This window comes from Pseudoalteromonas sp. D15MCD-2, from assembly GCF_038562745.1.
Lineage (GTDB): Bacteria > Pseudomonadota > Gammaproteobacteria > Enterobacterales > Alteromonadaceae > Pseudoalteromonas.
This window is the reverse complement of the sequence record NZ_JBCFQE010000001.1, coordinates 2,938,710-2,958,731: the sequence shown is the minus strand read 5'-3', so window position 1 is coordinate 2,958,731 and position 20,022 is coordinate 2,938,710. Positions and strand designations below refer to the sequence as shown.

General features: G+C 42.5%; 17 protein-coding genes. 12 read left to right on the top strand and 5 right to left on the bottom strand.

The genetic code is table 11. The features are described 5' to 3' along the window. Window positions 1–5 precede the first annotated feature (5 nt). From AADY36_RS13595 to AADY36_RS13555, 9 genes are all read left to right on the top strand, one after another. Window positions 6–464 carry a DUF1249 domain-containing protein gene (locus AADY36_RS13595; protein ID WP_055021209.1) on the top strand — a complete coding sequence of 153 codons (459 nt, stop codon included), beginning with the start codon at window positions 6–8 and terminating at the stop codon, window positions 462–464. After that, the gene (locus AADY36_RS13590; protein ID WP_342409091.1) at window positions 451–1,233 is read left to right on the top strand and encodes a metallophosphoesterase; all 783 of its coding nucleotides are present in this window, start codon (window positions 451–453) and stop codon (window positions 1,231–1,233) included. Before AADY36_RS13595 ends, AADY36_RS13590 begins: the two co-directional genes overlap by 14 nt. Then, complete coding sequence (locus tag AADY36_RS13585) at window positions 1,218–1,778, top strand: YqiA/YcfP family alpha/beta fold hydrolase (RefSeq protein WP_342409090.1); 561 nt, start codon at window positions 1,218–1,220, stop codon at window positions 1,776–1,778. The genes AADY36_RS13590 and AADY36_RS13585 overlap by 16 nt, the downstream gene beginning before the upstream one ends. 33 nt (window positions 1,779–1,811) lie before the next feature. Continuing rightward, a complete protein-coding gene (gene parE, locus AADY36_RS13580; RefSeq protein ID WP_054552648.1) occupies window positions 1,812–3,701 on the top strand; it encodes a DNA topoisomerase IV subunit B in 1,890 nt (629 codons plus the stop codon). Between the two features lie 52 nt (window positions 3,702–3,753). After that, complete coding sequence (locus AADY36_RS13575; protein ID WP_054562724.1) at window positions 3,754–4,854, top strand: PQQ-dependent sugar dehydrogenase; 1,101 nt, start codon at window positions 3,754–3,756, stop codon at window positions 4,852–4,854. A gap of 10 nt (window positions 4,855–4,864) precedes the next feature. After that, complete coding sequence (gene parC / locus AADY36_RS13570) at window positions 4,865–7,162, top strand: DNA topoisomerase IV subunit A (RefSeq protein WP_055021197.1); 2,298 nt, start codon at window positions 4,865–4,867, stop codon at window positions 7,160–7,162. A gap of 167 nt (window positions 7,163–7,329) precedes the next feature. After that, the gene (locus tag AADY36_RS13565) at window positions 7,330–8,016 is read left to right on the top strand and encodes a 1-acylglycerol-3-phosphate O-acyltransferase (RefSeq protein WP_082401632.1); all 687 of its coding nucleotides are present in this window, start codon (window positions 7,330–7,332) and stop codon (window positions 8,014–8,016) included. Then, window positions 8,016–8,351 carry a ribonuclease E inhibitor RraB gene (rraB, locus tag AADY36_RS13560; RefSeq protein WP_054562721.1) on the top strand — a complete coding sequence of 112 codons (336 nt, stop codon included), beginning with the start codon at window positions 8,016–8,018 and terminating at the stop codon, window positions 8,349–8,351. Before AADY36_RS13565 ends, rraB begins: the two co-directional genes overlap by 1 nt. Window positions 8,352–8,645: 294 nt before the next feature. Next, window positions 8,646–9,863, top strand: a complete 1,218-nt coding sequence (locus AADY36_RS13555) for an HD-GYP domain-containing protein (protein ID WP_055021199.1) — start codon at window positions 8,646–8,648, stop codon at window positions 9,861–9,863. On the opposite strand, the gene AADY36_RS13550 is transcribed toward AADY36_RS13555, so the two are convergent. Next, the gene (locus AADY36_RS13550; protein ID WP_054562719.1) at window positions 9,823–10,146 is read right to left on the bottom strand and encodes a hypothetical protein; all 324 of its coding nucleotides are present in this window, start codon (window positions 10,144–10,146) and stop codon (window positions 9,823–9,825) included. The two genes, AADY36_RS13555 and AADY36_RS13550, sit on opposite strands and share 41 nt — an antisense overlap. A gap of 336 nt (window positions 10,147–10,482) precedes the next feature. On the opposite strand from AADY36_RS13550, the gene AADY36_RS13545 reads away from it, so the two are divergent. After that, the gene (locus AADY36_RS13545) at window positions 10,483–11,760 is read left to right on the top strand and encodes an outer membrane protein transport protein (protein WP_054562718.1); all 1,278 of its coding nucleotides are present in this window, start codon (window positions 10,483–10,485) and stop codon (window positions 11,758–11,760) included. A 110-nt stretch (window positions 11,761–11,870) separates the two neighbouring features. Here AADY36_RS13545 and AADY36_RS13540 read toward each other — a convergent pair whose 3' ends face one another. The 3 genes from AADY36_RS13540 to pepA all read right to left on the bottom strand — a co-directional run bounded on the left by AADY36_RS13540 (window position 11,871) and on the right by pepA (window position 16,837). Further along, window positions 11,871–14,726, bottom strand: a complete 2,856-nt coding sequence (locus AADY36_RS13540) for a valine--tRNA ligase (RefSeq protein ID WP_342409089.1) — start codon at window positions 14,724–14,726, stop codon at window positions 11,871–11,873. Between the two features lie 23 nt (window positions 14,727–14,749). Further along, window positions 14,750–15,196 (bottom strand): DNA polymerase III subunit chi, encoded by a 447-nt coding sequence (locus AADY36_RS13535; protein ID WP_054562716.1) that lies wholly within the window; start codon window positions 15,194–15,196, stop codon window positions 14,750–14,752. A gap of 126 nt (window positions 15,197–15,322) precedes the next feature. Next, window positions 15,323–16,837: a leucyl aminopeptidase gene (gene pepA / locus AADY36_RS13530; protein ID WP_054552638.1), complete on the bottom strand. Its 1,515-nt coding sequence runs from the start codon at window positions 16,835–16,837 to the stop codon at window positions 15,323–15,325. 322 nt (window positions 16,838–17,159) lie between these two features. On the opposite strand from pepA, the gene lptF reads away from it, so the two are divergent. Together lptF and lptG are read left to right on the top strand one after the other, a co-directional pair. Further along, complete coding sequence (gene lptF, locus AADY36_RS13525) at window positions 17,160–18,272, top strand: LPS export ABC transporter permease LptF (protein ID WP_054562715.1); 1,113 nt, start codon at window positions 17,160–17,162, stop codon at window positions 18,270–18,272. Then, the gene (gene lptG / locus AADY36_RS13520; protein WP_055197694.1) at window positions 18,269–19,336 is read left to right on the top strand and encodes an LPS export ABC transporter permease LptG; all 1,068 of its coding nucleotides are present in this window, start codon (window positions 18,269–18,271) and stop codon (window positions 19,334–19,336) included. Before lptF ends, lptG begins: the two co-directional genes overlap by 4 nt. A 73-nt stretch (window positions 19,337–19,409) precedes the next feature. Here lptG and AADY36_RS13515 read toward each other — a convergent pair whose 3' ends face one another. Then, window positions 19,410–19,910, bottom strand: coding sequence for an RDD family protein (locus AADY36_RS13515; protein WP_054562713.1), 501 nt, complete (start codon window positions 19,908–19,910; stop codon window positions 19,410–19,412). Window positions 19,911–20,022: the final 112 nt, after the last annotated feature.

Sequence of the window (20,022 nt, the reverse complement as noted above, 5' to 3'; positions counted from 1 at the left end):
TTATTTTGTCGTACGTCAGTGCCCAGCAGCGTTATATTCAAAGCTTACCTAAGTACTTAACTTTGTGTGAGCATAATTACGTGCGTGCGCTCAAGCTATTACCTAATGAGCGCCGTATAGGTCAGGAGCGAAAGGTACAATTAGGGCACAGCACTTTTGCGGTTAAAGTTGACGATACAGCAAAATACACCACAGATATTTCTATCAAACAAGAAGCCGGTAATTTGCCTTCGGTTAAGCCTTTGTATTTAACGGTACGTATGTATCATGATGCGAAAGTCGCTGAAATTGTGCATCATGATTTTCATCAGCGCATCAAGCCTTCCTATGCTTACCCGAATCCGAATATGCATCAAAAAGATGAAAAATATCAACTTAACGCCTTCTTATATGACTGGCTGGTGGCTTGTGTTGAAAACGGCCGAGCAGTTTTAAATTGGGATGTAAATAATGGCTTGGTTTAGTAACGCCTACCATTTTGATAAAACAGCACTGAAAGTTGCCCATATCACTGATTGCCACTTATCAAAAGACACAACGGGTGAATACTTTAACGTGAATACGGCAGCGTATTTTGGGCGCTGTTTACAGGCTATTGCTGAGCTCGATGTGGATTGTGTGGTATTTGGTGGTGATTTAACACAAGATCACAGCACTGAATCTTACCAGCTTTTTGCTAAATTAATAGCAGACTCAGCGCTGAGTTGTCCGGTGTTTTGGTTGCCGGGGAATCATGATGAACTTGCCGAGTATGAAAAGCTTACAAGCCCGCAAATTTTAAACAATAAACGCATTACCTTTTTAGGTGGGCAGCTGCTGTTGGCAAACTCAAAAGGCCCGACGCCAGCAGGTTGGGTAACACAAACGCATTTAGATGAATTAAGCCAAGCGGTAGGGCAGGTACCTAGCGTGGTGCTTTGTCATCATAACCCGCTGCCTATTCAAGCCTACCTAGATAAACATATGCTAGAAAATGGCCCGCAGTTTTTAAATACCTGTGTTAATACTGAGCAGTGTGTGGGGGTATTTCATGGTCATGTGCATCATGAGTACACGCAAACCTACCGTAATCTTAGTGTGTATGCGACACCGGCCAGCTCAATACAGTTTACCAAACACACTATGGCGTGGCAGCAAGAGGATTTGGGCCCCGCATTTCGAATCATCGACTTAATAATTGATGAGCAACAAAACTTACTGTTAAGCACGGATGTAGTATGGCTAAACGAGTAATTTATATTCATGGCTTTAATAGCTCAGAGAAGTCTTATAAAGCCGTTCGTTTTGGTGAGCACATGGCGCAATTTGATGTTGATTATCAGGTGCCGCGATTAACTCATGAGCCATTACATGCAATTTTACAATTAGAACAACTGCTAAATGATGATACTGTATTACTAGGTAGTTCATTAGGCGGTTTTTATGCGACCTATTTGTCGCAACGTTATTCGATCCCTGCAGTGGTCATTAACCCTGCGGTTCGCCCATTTGAGTTACTCGATAATTATTTAGGGGAAAATTATAACCAGTATCAAGATAGTCATTATGAACTTGATACTCGTCACATGGATGCATTGCGCAGCTTATATTTGCCGCAATTAGACACCCCTTCATTGATTTATTTGCTACAGCAAACGGGCGATGAAGTACTGCCGTTTCAGCAGGCGGTTAAATATTATTCTCAGTGTAAGCAACACGTTGAATTTGGAGGCGATCATAGTTTTATCGGCTTCGAACAAACCTTTGCAAGTATTGTAGATTTTCTTAAAATCACGTAAAACATAGCTAAGCGCATAAAAGATATAAAAACTATGAGTCAGCAAAATTATAACGCCGAAGCAATTGAAGTCTTAAACGGATTAGAGCCCGTAAAACGCCGCCCAGGTATGTATACCGACACGGTTCGACCTAATCATTTAGGTCAAGAAGTTATCGATAACAGTGTCGATGAAGCAATGGCAGGTCATGCCACTAAAATAGATGTCATCCTTCATGAAGATAACTCCCTTGAGGTTATCGATGATGGCCGTGGTATGCCGATTGATATTCACCCTGAGGAAGGTATTCCTGGTGTGGAACTTATTTTTACCAAGCTGCACGCCGGTGGTAAGTTCTCTAATAAAAACTATCAGTTTTCGGGTGGTTTACACGGGGTAGGTATTTCGGTTGTAAATGCGCTATCGACTCGTGTTGAAGTCACTGTGCGCCGTGATGCGCAGCAATTTCGTATGGCCTTTGAAAACGGTGACAAGGTTGAAGACTTAAACGTCATTGGCACTGTAGGTAAACGTAACACAGGTACAACCGTGCGTTTTTGGCCTGATGCTAGCTATTTTGACTCAGCTAACTTTTCTATCACTAAGCTTAATCACTTATTAAAAGCCAAAGCGGTATTATGCCCAGGCCTGCGCATTAAGTTTACTAATAAGCAAACCAAAGAAAGCCAAGAATGGTATTACGAAACTGGCTTAAAAGATTACCTAGTTGAAGCAGTTAAAGGTTTTGAAGTATTACCAAAAGAGCCGTTTATTGGTGACTTTTCAAGTTCAACAGAAGGCGCTGACTGGGCTGTTGTATGGCTACCTGAAGGCGGTGAATCAATCGCTGAAAGTTATGTAAACTTAATTCCTACAGCGCAAGGCGGTACGCATGTTAATGGTTTACGCCAAGGCTTGCTTGAAGCAATGCGTGAATTCTGTGAATTCAGAAACTTACTACCACGCGGTGTAAAGCTAACGCCAGATGATATTTGGGAGCGCTGTAGCTACGTATTATCGGTTAAAATGCAAGACCCACAATTTGCAGGCCAAACAAAAGAAAAGCTTTCATCTCGCTCATGTGCTGCGTTTGTATCTGGTGTAGTGAAAGACTCATTTAGTTTATGGTTAAACGAGCATACAGAAACGGCAGAATTATTAGCTGAGTTATGTATCTCAAATGCGCAGCGCCGTTTACGTGCTGCTAAAAAAGTCGTGCGTAAGCGTGTTACCTCAGGCCCTGCATTACCGGGTAAATTAACTGACTGTAGCGCCCAAGATAATGACCGTACTGAACTGTTTTTAGTAGAGGGTGACTCAGCGGGTGGTTCAGCAAAACAAGCGCGCGACCGTGAATTCCAAGCAATCATGCCGCTGCGCGGTAAAATCTTAAATACCTGGGAAGTTGAATCTGGGCAGATTTTAGCATCGCAAGAGGTGCATGATATTTCTGTCGCTTTGGGTATTGACCCTGATTCAAGTGATTTATCTGGTCTGCGTTATAACAAAATTTGTATCTTGGCCGATGCTGACTCGGATGGATTGCACATTGCTACCTTGCTTTGTGCGCTTTTTGTTCGTCACTTTCCATCGCTTATCAAACAAGGCCATGTGTATGTAGCTATGCCGCCGCTATTTCGTATCGACATTGGTAAAGAGGTTTACTACGCCCTTGATGAAGACGAAAAGAACGGTATTTTAGCGCGCATTGAAGCTGAGAAAAAACGCGGTAAGGTTAATGTTCAACGCTTCAAAGGGTTAGGTGAAATGAACCCGTTACAATTACGCGAAACCACCATGGATCCTAATACGCGTCGTTTAGTGCAACTAACTTTAGACGAAGAAGAACAAACCATGGAAATGATGGATATGTTACTTGCGAAGAAACGTTCGTCAGACCGTCGCCAATGGTTAGAAGATCACGGTAACCGCGCAGAAGTTTAATAAAGGGTGTAGCAACTTAGTTGCTAGCAAAGAATTAAAGGGCAAGACAAAAATGAAAAAACTACTGACCTCATTATTATCGCTGAGCTTGTTATCAGCGCCTGTAATGGCAAAAGATATTCTCGATAAATTAACAGTTGCTGATGGCTTTTCTATAAGCCTGTTTGCCGATGATGTTGAAAACGCGCGTCAAATTGCGGTATCAAAAAGAGGCATTGTTTACGCAGGTTCGCGTAAAGCAGGTAATGTTTATGCACTGATTGACCACAACAGTGATGGTGTTGCAGATAAAAAGATTGTCATTGCTACTGGCCTTGAAATGCCATCAGGTTTAGCGATTAAAGATGGTGATTTATATGTGGCTGAAGTGTCACGTATCATTCGTTTTAAAGACGTAGACAAAAACCTAAAAGATCCTAAATTTGACGTGGTATACGACAAGTTTCCAACTGATCGTCACCATGGTTGGAAGTTTATTAGTTTTGCGCCAACCGGTGAGCTAATTGTGCCAGTGGGTGTGCCATGTAACATTTGTGCGGAAGACGACAAATACGGCCGTATCTTCTCGTTAGATGTGGATACAAAAGAAATTAAAACCATCGCCAAAGGTGTTCGTAACTCAGTTGGTTTTGATTATCACCCTACAACGAATGCATTTTGGTTTAGTGATAACGGCCGTGACATGATGGGCGATGACATGCCACCATGCGAAATTAACCGTGTTGGTGAAGGTGAAGAGGGCGCGCATTATGGTTTCCCTTATGTTCACGCTGGTGCGATTTTAGATCCTGAGTTTGGCAAAGGTAAAAGTATTGCTGACTATAAATCGCCAGCCCTTGCACTTGGTGCTCATGTTGCTCCTCTAGGTATTCATTTTTATAACGGTAAGCAGTTTCCTGCTAAATACAAAGAGCAGCTTTTTGTTGCTGAGCATGGTTCGTGGAACCGTAGTAAAAAATCAGGCTATAAAGTGATGCTAGCGAATGTTGAACAAGGTCGTATTACTAAGTACACCCCGTTCATCACAGGCTTTATGCAAAACGAAGAAACATTTGGTCGCCCAGTTGCATTTGCAGAGCTTGCAGATGGCAGCTTATTGATCTCAGACGACTTTGCTAATGTGATCTATCGCGTTAGTGCTAAGAAAAAATAGGTAAGCGTTAATGAGTGATACAGATACCTTGCTGATGCAAGGCGTAGAACAACAAACAATGGGGCGCTTTACTGAAGACGCCTACTTAAACTACTCAATGTACGTCATCATGGACCGTGCTTTACCTCATGTAGGTGATGGTCTTAAGCCTGTACAGCGTCGTATCATCTATGCAATGAGCGAGCTGGGGCTATCGGCGCAAGCAAAATATAAAAAATCAGCCCGTACCGTGGGTGATGTACTGGGTAAATACCACCCCCATGGCGATAGTGCTTGTTACGAAGCGATGGTGTTAATGGCGCAGCCGTTTTCTTACCGCTACCCGCTGGTGGACGGTCAAGGTAACTGGGGGGCTGCCGATGATCCTAAATCATTTGCTGCAATGCGTTACACCGAAGCGCGTTTATCTAAGTTCTCAGAAGTTCTGCTAAAAGAGCTGGGTCAAGGCACTGTAGATTGGACCGCAAACTTTGACGGTACACTTGATGAGCCAATGGTGTTACCTGCGCGTTTACCACACATCTTACTTAATGGTGTAACGGGGATTGCGGTAGGTATGGCAACCGATATTCCACCACACAATGTGCGTGAAGTTGCCAGTGCCTGTTGTCTATTACTTGATAAGCCAAAGACAGAAATCGAAGAGTTGCTTGAGTTAGTGCATGCGCCTGACTACCCAACAGAAGCTGAAATCATCACACCAAAAGACGATATTCGTAAGATTTATCAAACCGGACGTGGTTCTATCAAGATGCGTGCAATTTACACTGAAGAGCAAGGTGACATAGTGATCACCGCGCTGCCTCATCAGTGTTCAGGTGCAAAAGTACTTGAGCAAATTGCAGCGCAGATGAATGCTAAAAAGTTGCCAATGGTTGCTGATTTACGTGACGAATCTGATCACGAAAACCCAACTCGTATCGTGATTGTACCGCGTTCAAACCGCATTAAAGCTGAGCCACTAATGGCGCACCTATTTGCAACCACAGATTTAGAAAAGAACTACCGCGTAAACTTAAACATGCTTGGCCTTGATGGTCGTCCGCAAGTTAAAGATTTACGTAGTATTTTAACCGAGTGGTTAACGTTCCGCCGTGAAACAGTTCGCCGCCGCTTACAGCACCGTTTAGATAAAGTATTAGCTCGCTTACATATTTTAGAAGGTTTATTAACGGCCTTTTTAAATATTGATGAAGTTATCGAAATTATCCGTACTGAAGATAAACCAAAGCCTGTATTAATGGAGCGTTTTGGTTTAACTGATATTCAAGCGGAAGCGATTTTAGAGTTAAAACTACGTCATTTAGCAAAACTTGAAGAGTTCAAGATTAAAGGTGAGCAGGATGAACTTGCCCTTGAGCGTGACAAGCTAGAGCAAACGCTTGGTTCAGAACGTCGTATGTCGACCTTGATGAAAAAAGAAATCCAAGAAGCGGCTGAAATGTATGGCGATGATCGTCGCTCACCAGTTGTTGAACGTTTAGAAGCAAAAGCGTTAAGTGAAAAAGACCTTATCCCTTCAGAGTCAGTGACCGTTGTGTTATCTGAAAAAGGTTGGGCACGTGTTGGCAAAGGCCATGATTTAGATGTTGAAGGGCTAAGTTACAAGTCAGGCGACAGCTATAAAGCCTCAGCGCGCGGTAAGAGCAATCAACCTGCAGTGTTCTTAGACTCAAGTGGTCGTGCTTTTGCTACTGATGCACACAGTTTACCTTCAGCTCGAAGCCAAGGTGAGCCAATGACAGGGCGCTTTAACTTAAGCGCAGGAGCCAACTTTGAGCATGTGGTGATGGCAGAAGACAACCAAGTGTTGTTAATGGCCTCAGATGCAGGTTATGGCTTTATAAGCGACTTTAAAGATCTGGTGAGTAAAAATAAAAACGGTAAAGCGCTGGTCAGTGTTCCTAAAGGCGGTGAATTACTCGCGCCAATTAGAGTAACTGATGTAGCAACAGATTACTGTATGGCAATTTCTAATGAAGGCCGCATGTTGTTATTCCCACTGCGTGATTTACCTAAGCTTAGTAAGGGTAAAGGAAATAAGATTATTTCTATCCCAAGTGCGAAAGTACAAGCCCGAGAAGAGTTTGTAAAAGTACTGGCTGTGGTGCCTGCGGGCAGTAGCGTAACCCTGCATGCAGGGAAACGAAAACTGACACTTAAACCGGCTGATCTTGAGCATTATCATGGTGAACGTGGTAGACGAGGTAATAAATTACCGCGTGGCTTACAGCGTGTTGATGAAGCTGTAGTCGAAGTGACTCAAACAGATGATAGTGATGAGTCGCCAAGCGAAGTAACAGAGTAAAAAATAAAAGGTCTGCAATTGCAGGCCTTTTTTATTGTTAAAACGTTATGAAATTTTAAGCGTACACATGTGCGCTTAAAGCTATGGAAATGGTATTTTTCACGTTATAATGCGCGCTGATTAGTACGAGGAGAATTCGTTTGTTAGCTATTTTTCGCATAATTTTCATGGCGTTATTCATTGTTTTGAGCTGTGTTTTTGGGCTGCTTTTATGCATCGTTAAGCCGTTTCATACTAATAACGTGCATATTATTTCGGGTTGGTTTTGCAAGGTAGCTAAAATTTTAGGTGTCAAACTAGAGCTTAAATATCACGAGGCTCCAAAAAATATTGGTCCTGCTGTCTATGTAGCAAATCATCAAAATAACTATGACCTATTCACTTTACCTGCCATGGTGCCAGAGAATTGCGTAAGCCTAGGTAAGAAAAGCCTCAAATGGATCCCATTTTTTGGTCAACTTTATTGGTTATCGGGAAATATCTTAATTGACCGTGCTAACCGCTCAAAAGCGGCAGGTACAATTTCTAAATCAGCTGAGAAAATAAAACAAAAAGGTCTATCGGTTTGGATGTTTCCTGAGGGCACGCGAAGCTATGGTCGTGGTTTATTACCCTTCAAAACTGGGGCATTTCACACAGCAATGAGTGCTGATGTGCCAGTTGTGCCTGTTTGTATGAGTACAACGCACAAAACTATTAAGCTAAATCGCTGGGATAATGGTACAATTTACCTCGAAATGTTAGCGCCGATTTATCTTGATAAAGACGTATCTGCTCGTGACCATGCTTCACATGTTCATCAGATTATGGCTGCTAAAATAACTGAATTAGATGCTCAAGTGAGAAACAAATAATGGAAAATTGGCGCGAAATTACTGAAGACATCGTTACTTCATTACTTGAAGATGGCTCAGATCCTGAAGTACTTTATGAAGTGGAACACCACTTTGTTAGCGAAAATTTTGAAAAGTTAGAGCAAGCCGCTTTAGCCGCTTTTAAACTAGGTTACGATGTTGAAGAACCTGCAGAACTTGAGCTAGAAGACGGCGAGAAAGTGTGGAGCTTTGACGTGGTTGTTGAGTGTGAACTTGAAGTAGAAGCGATTATGGAAGACGTAGACAAGCTAGAAGCGCTTGCTCAGCAAACCGACGTTGAATACGACGGCTGGGGTACTTACTTTCAGGAGTAAAGTTAGCGAGTTGCTAGGGATGGGAAGTTAGCAAGTTTCAAGAGTAAAGTTAGCGAGTTTCTTGAGTCGTTAGCTAAGCGATTCTAGCTTTACTCTTTCTAACTTTCCCCTAGAAACTTTCCCCTTTCTAACTTTCCCCTTTCTAACTTTCCCCTTTCTAGCTTTCCCCTTTCTAACTTTCCCCTTTCTAACTCTTCCCTAATACCTATTTCGTATTCGCTACCCAATCTATAGACATTTGTAATCAATTAGCGATAATAAAAAACTCGATGTTTTTATGCGCTAAGCTCACATATGCTTATTACCTTACCCATTGCCGAACTTGTACCAGGGATGTTTGTTGACAGTGTCAGTAAGCAACAAGAGCATGTAAATAGTATTAAGATCAAAACACGTGGTTTAGTGCGTGATAAAACGATTATTCAACGCCTTATCTCTGAGGGGGTTGAAGAGCTACTCATCGACTTTACACAAAGCGATGTTGCACTCCCTAAAAAATACCAACCAAAGCCTGAACCGGCTAAACCTAAGGTTGAACAAAAGCCTGCAGCTAACGAAGCACCACAAGGGATAACGGTTCAACAAGAGTTTCTAAAAGCCAGCGTGCATTACGAGCAGCACAGCCGAAAATTGCAAGGTTTCTACTCAGATATCACATCGGGTTTAAAGGTGAATGTCGCTGTGCTTGATGATATCGCCGTTGATATAGTCAGCTCGGTATTTCGTAATCACAATGCCTTAACTATTTTAACTCGCCTTAAAGATAAACATATTTATAACTGGCGGCACATGATCAACACCGCTATTTTGGTGAGTGTGTTTGCTAAGTACCTAGGTTACAAAGAAAAGACAATTAAAGAGCTGGCAATGGGTGCATTGATGCACGATATCGGTCAGGCGAAAATGCCACAAGGTGTATTGTCTAAACCAAGTGCCTTGAACGACAACGAAATGCAAGTTGTTAAAAAGCATGTGGCGCAGAGTTTAGGTTTAGTGAAAGGTGAAAAGGGCATTACGCCGTTAATGCTCGATATGATAGTGAATCACCATGAGCGTTTAGATGGTACAGGTTACCCTCGCGGTATTGCAGCTGAAAAGCTGAGCCGTGCAGCCCGTATGATGGCAATCGTCGATGTTTATGATGCTATGACAGCAGACAGGCCGCATCAAATGGGAGAAGAGCCAATCTCAGCGCTGCGTTATTTACTTGCCAATAAGCAATTGTTTGACTCTGAGTTGGTGCAACGCTTTATTAAATGCCTAGGGGTGCACCCTGTTGGAACGATTGTGAAGTTGAATAATGAGCGCTTGGCGTTAGTGATGGAAGGTAACCACGAAAACCCAATTAAGCCGAAAATAAAGATCTTCTATAATGCCAAGCATAAGCATCATATTACTGCCAAAGATGTCGATTTAAGCGTAGAAAAAGAACTAAAAATTATTGCGAGTATTAAGCCTCTAGATTATCAGCTTAATTTGGCTCGTTTGTTAAAAGAGCATCTGCTTGTTTAGACTTAACACAGCGTTTTTTGGCACTGCGTTTTGCTGATATAAATGCACCACTAAAACAACTCGTCATTAATACCAACCACAGCAATGTGCCTTTTTCTACATGTAAGGCCACACAACATAACAGTAGTGATAAAACAGCACTCAGCATGGCGCCTAGCCAATAGTGATTGACTGGGTTATCGCAATCACCCGCTTTAGTGCACGCGCAATAGTTTGCTTTACAAAAATAATGAACACTCACACCACATAACATCAGTGCCGCAATAATCAATGCGATTTCCATACTCAAACTCAACAGTAAAACCTTTATTTTTAGTCTAAAGGGACAAGAAATAGATGTCAATGCAAATGATAATTACTACTGTTTGTTGCTTTTGTAATCAGAGCTCTGATGAGTTTTAATAAGTTGTTGTCTTGTTGTTAAAATGCGGGTTTTTTACCTATTTCTAACGAAAAATTACAGTTTTTTGATCTTAATTAAGGTAATGTTCGAAAGTTTGTAATCATTAGAATAAAACATCTAATACCAACATACAGCGCTAATCTTTTATGCTTAACTAATAGGTTGCCCTCATTGTTGGATTAGCTTTCGCACAAGTTTGCAAGAGGACACAGATTTATGAAGTTCACTAAAACACTAATTGCAGCATCACTTGCTGTTGTTTCTGCTGACAGCTTCGCTGCAGCTTTCCAATTAGCAGAGCAAAACGTTTCAGGTTTAGGTCGCGCATACGCTGGTGAAGCAGCTGTTGCAGATGACGCATCAGTTGTTGCTCGTAACCCTGCACTTATGTCTTTATTCAAAGACAAGCAAATCTCAGTAGCAGGTATTGCTGTAATTCCAGATGTAAGTTTAAAAGGCGAAAGTGCTGCATACGGCTTAGATGAAAGCTCTATCGATGACGATAGCATCGCACCATCTGCATTTATCCCTGCAGGTTACTTCACAATGCCTTTAAACGATAAAGTGTCTTTAGGCTTTGGTGCTTTTTCAAACTTCGGTCTTTCAACTGAGTTTAAAGATGACTACGCGGCAGGCTCTATTGCAGGTGAAACTGAAATCGTAACAGTTAACATGAATGCTAGCGCTTCATATAAAATCAACGAACAGTTCAGCTTAGGTCTTGGTTTAAACTATGTTTATGCTGATGCAAAAGTTGTTCGTAATGCAGGTACTAATCCATTTGGTTTACCAGCTAGCACGCAAATTGCTCACCTTGAAGGTGACGACTACGGCTTTGGTTGGAACATTGGTGCGATGTATCAGTTAGACGAAAACAACCGTTTTGGTTTTAACTACCGCAGCGAAACAGATATCGACTTTGAAGGCGAGTACTCAAACCAACTTCCAGCTGCAGTTGGCGGTTTAGCGGGTACTACAGTACCGGGTGAGTTAAAATTGACTTTACCAGCAATTGCTGAATTTTCTGGTTCACATCAACTGGATAAGAAGCTAGGCGTACACTACAGCATCTTATGGACTGGTTGGGATAGCTTCCAAAAATTAGAAGCTTATACACCAAGCCTTGAAACGCCTGTATTCTCTAAAGAAGAGAACTTCTCAGATTCAATGCGTTACTCTATCGGTACTGACTACCAGTACAGCGATGCACTTTTACTTCGTGCAGGTATTGCATACGATGAGTCACCAGCAGACCAATCACACCTTTCAATCTCTATCCCTGATACAGATCGTTTCTGGTTCTCGTTTGGTGGTAACTACGCATTCAGCGAAAACTCAAATGTTGACTTAGGTGTAAGTATCCTTCGTGGTAAAACACAAAACTTCTCTGAAAAAGACAGCCTAGCTGCTTCTTTAGGCCAAGATGTTTCATGGGAATATGAATCAAAAGGTCACGCAGTTCTAATTGGTGCTCAGTACAACTACAAATTTTAATTTTGACGCGACGTAAAGTCGCTGCTACAGAGCATTAAAAAGCCGCGCTATAACAATGTTATAGCGCGGCTTTTTTGTAAGCGCGAATAAATCGCGCTTTATATATGCTGTTATAGACTTTCGATTTTCGCTTTTTGCGCTAATAGTTTGTCTTTCGCATCTGTAAACTCAGCCAGCTTAGCATGCTCTTTAGCAAGCACGGCTTCTGGCGCGTTATTTACGAACTTCTCGTTAGCTAATTTGTTATTAACTTGAGCTAAGCCTTTCTCTGCTTTTTCAAGCTGCTTCGCGATACGAGCTAGTTCAGCTTCAACATCGATTAGGCCAGCCATTGGGATCATGATCTCAAGGTTACCAACATACGATGTTGCACACGCAGGTGCTTCGTCTTTGCTATCAAGAAGCGTGAACTCTTCAAGCTTAGCAAGAGACGCTAAGAAAGCTTCGTTTTCCGTTAAGCGGCGTTTGTCTTCGTCAGACGCATTAGCAAGCAATACCGATAATGGTTTGCTTGGGCTGATATCCATTTCACCACGGATGTTACGAATAGCAAGAATGAATTGTTTAACCCACTCTAGGTCGTCCATCGCTTGGCTATCAACATTTGCTTCATTGTATACAGGGAAACCTTGAACCATGATGCTAGTGCCCGCAGTTTCGATACCTGCAAGTGGTGCAACACGTTGCCAAATCGTTTCTGTGATGTATGGCATTAACGGGTGCATTAAGCGAAGTAGGCTTTCTAATACCGTGATTAAGGTATGACGAGTGCCACGTTGCTGTGCTTCGTTGCCTTTAAACAATACTGGTTTAGTAAGCTCTAGGTACCAGTCACAGAATTGGTTCCAAGTGAACTCATAAATAGTGTTTGCGGCTAGGTCAAAACGGTAGTTTTCTAGATGCTCAGTATAGGTTTTAACAGTTGCTTCAAACTGGCCTAAAATCCAACGATCAGCGAGTGAATACTGTTTCTCAGCATCTGTAGCGAAACCACAGTCTTGCTCTTCTGTATTCATTAATACGTAACGACTTGCGTTCCATAGTTTGTTACAGAAGTTACGGTAACCTTCAAGACGGTTCATATCCCAGTTGATATCACGACCCGTTGAAGCCATTGCTGCAAGGGTGAAACGCAGTGCGTCTGTACCGTGTGCTTCGATACCGTTTTCGAATGTTTTACGAGTGTTCTTCTCAATCTTCTTCGCTAGTTGTGGCTGCATCATGTTACCAGTGCGCTTTTCAACTAGGCTTTCAAGATCGATACCGTCAATCATGTCGATAGGATCAAGTACATTACCTTTCGATTTAGACATCTTATCGCCGTTTTCATCGCGGATAAGGCCAGTTACGTAAACGGTTTTAAATGGTACTTGTGGCTTGCCGTCTTCATCTTTGATGAAGTGCATGGTCATCATGATCATACGAGCAACCCAGAAGAAGATGATATCGAAACCTGTTACCAATACGTCAGACGGGTGGAACGTTTTTAAATCATCAGTGTTTGCCGGCCAACCTTGCGTTGAGAAAGTCCAAAGCGCAGATGAGAACCAGGTATCTAAAACGTCTTCGTCTTGCTTAAGTGCAACATCATCAGCAAGGTTGTTATCGCGGCGTACTTCAGCTTCGTCACGACCAACGTAAACGTTGCCTTCGTTGTCGTACCAAGCTGGGATGCGGTGACCCCACCAAAGCTGACGTGAAATACACCAGTCTTGTACGTCGTTCATCCACGAGAAGTACATGTTCTCGTATTGTTGAGGCACGAACTTAATGTCGCCATTTTTAACGGCTTCTTTTGCAGGCTCAGCAAGTGGTGCTACGCGCACGTACCACTGATCAGTAAGAAGTGGCTCAATCACTACGCCAGAACGGTCACCGTAAGGTACCGTTAGGCTATGATCTTCAATTTTTTCTAATAGACCAAGTTCTTCAAATTCGCTCACAATCGCTTTTCGTGCATCAAAGCGGTCAAGGCCATGTAGGCGTTCAGGAATTGGCGCATCTAATTTAAGCTCTTTACCGTCGAATGTGTAGCTTTCACCTTCGCTTAATACCGCAGCATCTTTATTGAAGATGTTGATCATTGGTAGTTGGTGACGTTTACCTACTTCGTTATCGTTAAAGTCGTGGGCAGGCGTGATTTTCACACAACCTGTGCCTTTTTCCATGTCTGCATGCTCATCGGCAACAATTGGAATACGGCGGTTTACGATAGGCAGTAAAATTTCTTTACCGATCAGATCTTGGTAACGCTCATCATCAGGGTTAACAGCAACACCTGAATCACCTAGCATTGTTTCAGGACGTGTTGTCGCAACAATGATGTAGTCTTTACCATCTTTGGTTTTTACGCCATCAGCAAGTGGGTAACGTAGGTTCCACATGTGACCTTGTTTGTCTTTGTTTTCAACTTCAAGATCAGAAATCGCAGTGTGTAGCTTAGGATCCCAGTTAACTAGGCGCTTACCACGGTAGATTAAATCTTCTTTGTGAAGACGTACGAATACTTCTTTAACCGCTTCAGAAAGGCCTTCGTCCATAGTGAAACGCTCACGGTCCCAATCTACAGAAGCGCCTAAACGACGTAATTGTTTAGTGATCGTGCCACCAGAGTGGTTTTTCCACTCCCAGATTTTATCGATAAATGCTTCACGGCCAAGGTCGTGACGTGTTTTACCTTCTTCAGCTGCAAGCTTACGCTCAACAAGCATTTGCGTTGCGATACCCGCGTGGTCAGTACCTACTTGCCATAAAGTGTTGTTGCCTTGCATACGCTTTAAACGCGTTAGCGTATCCATGATGGTATCTTGGAATGCGTGGCCCATGTGTAAGCTACCCGTGACGTTTGGTGGCGGGATCATAATTGAGTATGCGTCACCTTGGCCAGACGGTTTAAAGTAGCCATTTTCTTCCCAGCCTTGGTATAAAGACTGTTCAATATCTTGCGGATTATAGGTTTTATCCATTACACAGAACCTTAAATAAATGCTTAAATGTCAATTTCTTGCGTTGCAATATGGGCGCCCAGTTGGCGAAGCTTTTTAAACCGCTCACGGGCGGCTTGTTTAGCATTTGGCTCAACGGGTACGAAATCATAAACCTGCTGAAAACGGCGGATAAAATCCGGTAGGTGTTCAGCTAAGTTGATTAATATTTTTCTGTTGCCGACAGGTGGAGTCATACCAATTTCAACCGGAGCGCCACCTTTAGGGCCTTCACCTTGTAAGTTGTGAGGTACAAAACTATCTGGTTCAAATGACCAAATGATGTCGTCGATTGTGTGGGCCGTGTCGGTGTTATCAGCGTAAATAAATACGCGATGACCTAGACGATACTGATCCGCAGCAATTTTAGCTGCCAGATCGAAAACAGCGCCAGCCGTTTGGTGGGCACTATCATCTTGTTTTAGAACGTAAAATTGTGCGTTCATATTCATAGTGACTTTCGTCCCCACAGATACACAGATCAAAGCAGGGATTTTGACATAGAACGCGAATTGCTTCAATTAATAAGGCGCCATTTGGCGCCTTATTTAGGGATAGTTTTAAGCTTGCGATAAGGCTTAATCGTGACTTGCTTCACTCACGCCTGCGCGGTTTAGTAAATACTGAGTCAACATAGGTACCGGACGACCGGTTGCACCTTTGTTTTTACCACCGCTGCGCCATGCCGTACCTGCGATATCCAAATGCGCCCAGTTATATTTTTTGGTGAATTTAGATAAGAAGCATGCCGCTGTAATGGTGCCTGCGGCACGGCCACCTAAGTTGGTGAAATCAGCGAATGGGCTTTCAAGTTGCTCTTGATAGTCATCCCATAAAGGTAACTGCCATGCGCGGTCGCCACTTTGCTCAGACGCTTTTAGTAGGTCATGGGCCAGTGGGTTGTGGTTTGATAGTAAACCTGTGGCATGTGAACCCAGCGCGATAATACACGCACCAGTCAGTGTTGCTACGTCGACAACGGTATCAGGTTCAAAGCGCTCAACATAAGTGAGTGCATCACACAGTACTAAACGGCCTTCAGCGTCGGTATTTAACACTTCTACTGTTTGCCCCGACATAGTTGTTAAGATATCACCCGGGCGATAAGCGTTTGAGCCTGGCATGTTTTCACAACCCGCTAAAACACCGACAACGTTAATTGGTAATTGCATTTGCACTAAAGCGCGCATAGTACCAATAACACCTGCTGCACCACCCATGTCGTATTTCATTTCATCCATGGCCTCGCCTGGTTTGATCGAAATACCACCTGAGTCAAAGGTTAAGCCTTTACCCACTAACACGATTGGCGCTTGGTCTTTGTCGCCACCTTGATAGTTGATCACTGACATAACCGATTCATTAGCACTACCACGGCCAACTGCTAGGTATGAATTCATGCCCAGTTCTGCCATTTTTTCTTCGCCGATAATATCAACGCTTACATTATCGAAGTTATCAGCAATTTCTTGAGCTTGCTCACCTAAATAAGCAGGGTTACAGATATTTGGCGGCATGTTGGCAACATCTTTACATAACTTGCTACCTGCAGCGATGGCTAAGCCATGCTCAATTGCACTTTCGCCAATGGTTAACTCGCGACGCGTTGGTACGTTGAAAACAATTTTACGTAGTGGGCGACGTGGGTCGCTCTTTTTGCTTTTCAGTTGATTGAAGGTGTACAAGCAGTCTTGAGTTGTTTCAACTGCTTGGCGTACTTTCCAATAAGTGTCACGGCTTTTAACGTGTTGCTCAGTTAAAAAGCATACCGCTTCCATCGAACCTGTTTCGTTTAGCGTGTTAATCGTTTTTGAGATGATTTGTTTATATTGTTTGTCATCAAGCTCACGCTCTTTACCACAACCTACTAGTAGTACACGCTCGCTCAGTACATTAGGTACATGATGCAATAGCAATACTTGGCCAGGTTTACCTTCAAGGTCACCACGGCGTAGTAAGTTTGAGATATAACCGTCACTGATTTTATCTAATTGTTCACCAATGGGGGATAAACGACGTGGCTCATAAACGCCTACTACAATACATGCGCTACGTTGCTTTTCTGGACTACCACTTTTTACGCTAAATTCCATTGTTACTCCTGATATTGAGTCGTATAACCTTAGTTTATAAGGGTAAGAAATTCTTTTTCGAGTCCTTTCTTACATTTTTTAGTTTAATAGCACTAATCTTAGTACATAAACTATGACTCTATTTATGTGTTTTTGAACTTTATCTTAATGTGAATATCAATATCACATAATAGACGCCATCTGCACCATTTATGCAAGATTATATGTTCTTGCTAGGTATGATATTTAACTTTGATGGCATATAATAAAGTGAGTAAAATAACTAGTTTACTCAAAATTCCTTACTATTCCAGTGAAACTCGATGTTTAACAGGGGCGAGCATTGCTAATTTTTCGTTATTTGACCACTGAAGTCTTCAAGTCGCAGGTCGCCGTATTTTTAACTTTGATGACTATTTTTGTGTCTCAAAAGTTTGTTGTTATTTTAGGAGACGCCTCAGAAGGGGGTCTTCCAGCTAAACTTGTGCTTTCGATGATTGCACTAAAACTTCCTCAACTTGCTTCACTTATCTTACCTTTGAGTATTTTCTTAGGGATTATTTTGGCCTACAGTCGCATTTATGCAGACAGCGAAATGACAGTTTTCAAAGCCTGTGGTGTCAGTGAGTGGTATGTGGTTCGGGTAACCCTTATCTCAAGTACTGCGATGGCTATTTTAGCCGGTGCGCTTACTCTTTATGTTGCGCCATGGGCCAGTGAGCAAGAATATCAATTAAAAGAGCAAGCCAAAGCTGATGCCGGCTTATCGGCACTACGTGCAGGGCGTTTTCAGCAAACGGGTAACGAAAAAGCGGTTGTTTTTATTCACAATATTGAAAATAGCGGAAAAGAGCTACACAAGGTATTTGTTGCACAGCTACCAGATCGTGAAAAAGGTGACTTAGCCCGTTTAGTGTATGCAGAGCGTGGTGTGGTGATTGAGCAAGATAACGGTGAGCAGCAACTTGTTCTTAACGATGGTAAGCGCTACGAAACAGATGGCGAGTCTGCTGCGTTAAACCTAACAGAGTTCGATGGTTACAGTGTACAAATTCAAGATCAAGAAATTGAGCACCAGCGTCGTAAATTAGAAGCTATACCAACGTTTGATTTATTCAAAATGAAAACCTCTGAAGCTATTGCGCAGTGGCAGTGGCGTTTAGCTATTCCGCTTTCAATTCCATTATTAACTTTACTTGCAGTACCTCTGAGTGTGGTGAATCCGCGCCAAGGTAAATTCGCTAAATTAGTGCCTGCAATCAGCTTGTATTTAGGGTACTTCATTTTATTGAATGCAGCTAAGTTTGCTGTTGAAGATGGTAAAATTCCACCTTCAATTGGCTTATGGTGGATCCATTTATCAGCCTTGTTTATTGGTGGTTTCTTGATTATTAAAGGTCGTCCGCTCGGCGCATGGTTAAAGGCAGTTGTGACTAAGCGGGAGTTAAACGCATGATGAAAACACTCGACTGGTATTTAGGTCGCAGCATAATTCAAACCACCGGTTTTGCATTAATGGTGCTGGTAGGTATTAGTACCCTCATTAAGTTTATTGAGCAGTTAAAATCAGTTGGCCGTGGTAGCTATGATATTGCAACTGCGCTGATTTACACCCTGTATAGCATGCCGGGTGATTTAGTTATCTTCTTCCCAATGGCAGCCTTGATTGGTGGCTTAACAGGTTTAGGTGCATTGGCCTCAAACAGTGAGCTGGTCGTTATGCAAGCGGCGGGTATGTCACGCCTGCAAATTATTGCATCAGTCATGAAAACCGCGATGTTTATGGCGATTTGTATGATGGCGCTAGGTGAATGGGGTGCCCCAGAAGCACAGCTCAAAGCAAAAGAAATACGTAACCAAGCGATTTATGGTGGTGATGTATTTAATGCTAAGCAAGGTGTGTGGGCGAAAGATGGTAGCAACTTCATTAATATTGAAGATGTCGATCAGCAAGGCACTTTACGTGGCGTGCATATGTATCACTTTGATAAATCGTTACAACTTACTCAAATTACCAAGGCAGAAGAGGCAATAAACCGTAAAGATGGTTGGTTACTTCGTGATGTAAATAAAGTAATGATCACGCCAGAGCAGATCAATACTGAGCAGCATAAAGAAGAGTTTTACGACTCGCAGCTGACCGCCGAAAAATTAGGAGTGGTGTCGGTTAAGCCCGAAGCGCTGTCGTTTACTGGGCTTTGGTCATATTTAGGTTATTTGCAGCAAAATGAGCAAGACACCAGCACTTATGAGCTAGCGCTTTGGCGTAAGATCATGCAGCCAGTATCTATCGCCGTTATGTTGTTAGTTGCTTTATCGTTTATATTCGGCCCGCTTCGCACAGTAACTATGGGCGCACGTATCATCATGGGTGTTATAACCGGTATTACTTTCCACTTAACCAATGAGATATTTGGTCCTGTGGTGATGGTTTACCAAATTCCAGCTGTGGTTGGTGCCGTATTACCAAGCCTGCTGTTTATTGGCTTTGCGACTTATTTATTGAATAAACGAGTGTAATGCTCGTTTAAAAAGCATAAAAAAAGCGTGGGTTGAGCCACGCTTTTTTGTGCTTGATGTGTAGCTTAATCACTTAATCAAGTGAGCGATAAATACGTTTATTTTCTTCTTTGGTGAGGGTGATCACTTCAGTTTTTGCGATGTAATCTTGCAAGGCACGCTTATTTTTAAAATCGACCAACACCACTAAGTTACCTAAACCTAATAGTGCAGTAATGGCTCTAAGTGCGCCTTGATGCCAGCTAATTAAATGACCATCGAGAGTTTGCACCTTTAAACGCCATGCACGCATACCAATAGTTTGACCGCTCTTAGCCCAAAAATAGCTAAAGAAACTAACACTCACTATCACCAATAACACACTACGAATGCCATACAATAATGGTGAATTTTGAATGAAAGCAGATACATCTTCAGCGTCACCAATACTTAGTAAGTCTAAAGAAATTAGCCCTTGAACAGCTAACAAATACAGTACGGTTGTCAGCATCGCAAAGGCAATGATAACCAAGGTATCGTAGATTAAAGAGGCAAAGCGGCGCCAGAAACCGGCACGTGGAAACTCAGCTGACATAAACAATCTCGTCCAATTAAATTGCGCAGTAGTTTAGCAAAGTCCTTCGCAAACAAGAAATACTTAACGGCTGTTTAGCAAGTCGACAAACAGGTCTGACCTGCTATAGTTG

Excerpts from the sequence above, each read along its gene's own strand:
- AADY36_RS13590 (WP_342409091.1), top strand. The coding sequence starts at position 451 with ATGGCTTGGTTTAGTAACGCCTACCATTTTGATAAAACAGCACTGAAA.
- AADY36_RS13585 (WP_342409090.1), top strand. The coding sequence starts at position 1,218 with ATGGCTAAACGAGTAATTTATATTCATGGCTTTAATAGCTCAGAGAAG.
- AADY36_RS13555 (WP_055021199.1), top strand. The coding sequence starts at position 8,646 with ATGCTTATTACCTTACCCATTGCCGAACTTGTACCAGGGATGTTTGTT.
- AADY36_RS13515 (WP_054562713.1), bottom strand. The coding sequence starts at position 19,910 with ATGTCAGCTGAGTTTCCACGTGCCGGTTTCTGGCGCCGCTTTGCCTCT.
- AADY36_RS13550 (WP_054562719.1), bottom strand. The coding sequence starts at position 10,146 with ATGGAAATCGCATTGATTATTGCGGCACTGATGTTATGTGGTGTGAGT.
- AADY36_RS13565 (WP_082401632.1), top strand. The coding sequence starts at position 7,330 with ATGGCGTTATTCATTGTTTTGAGCTGTGTTTTTGGGCTGCTTTTATGC.
- AADY36_RS13545 (WP_054562718.1), top strand. The coding sequence starts at position 10,483 with ATGAAGTTCACTAAAACACTAATTGCAGCATCACTTGCTGTTGTTTCT.
- lptG (WP_055197694.1), top strand. The coding sequence starts at position 18,269 with ATGATGAAAACACTCGACTGGTATTTAGGTCGCAGCATAATTCAAACC.
- AADY36_RS13575 (WP_054562724.1), top strand. The coding sequence starts at position 3,754 with ATGAAAAAACTACTGACCTCATTATTATCGCTGAGCTTGTTATCAGCG.
- AADY36_RS13540 (WP_342409089.1), bottom strand. The coding sequence starts at position 14,726 with ATGGATAAAACCTATAATCCGCAAGATATTGAACAGTCTTTATACCAA.
- pepA (WP_054552638.1), bottom strand. The coding sequence starts at position 16,837 with ATGGAATTTAGCGTAAAAAGTGGTAGTCCAGAAAAGCAACGTAGCGCA.
- AADY36_RS13535 (WP_054562716.1), bottom strand. The coding sequence starts at position 15,196 with ATGAATATGAACGCACAATTTTACGTTCTAAAACAAGATGATAGTGCC.
- parE (WP_054552648.1), top strand. The coding sequence starts at position 1,812 with ATGAGTCAGCAAAATTATAACGCCGAAGCAATTGAAGTCTTAAACGGA.
- rraB (WP_054562721.1), top strand. The coding sequence starts at position 8,016 with ATGGAAAATTGGCGCGAAATTACTGAAGACATCGTTACTTCATTACTT.
- parC (WP_055021197.1), top strand. The coding sequence starts at position 4,865 with ATGAGTGATACAGATACCTTGCTGATGCAAGGCGTAGAACAACAAACA.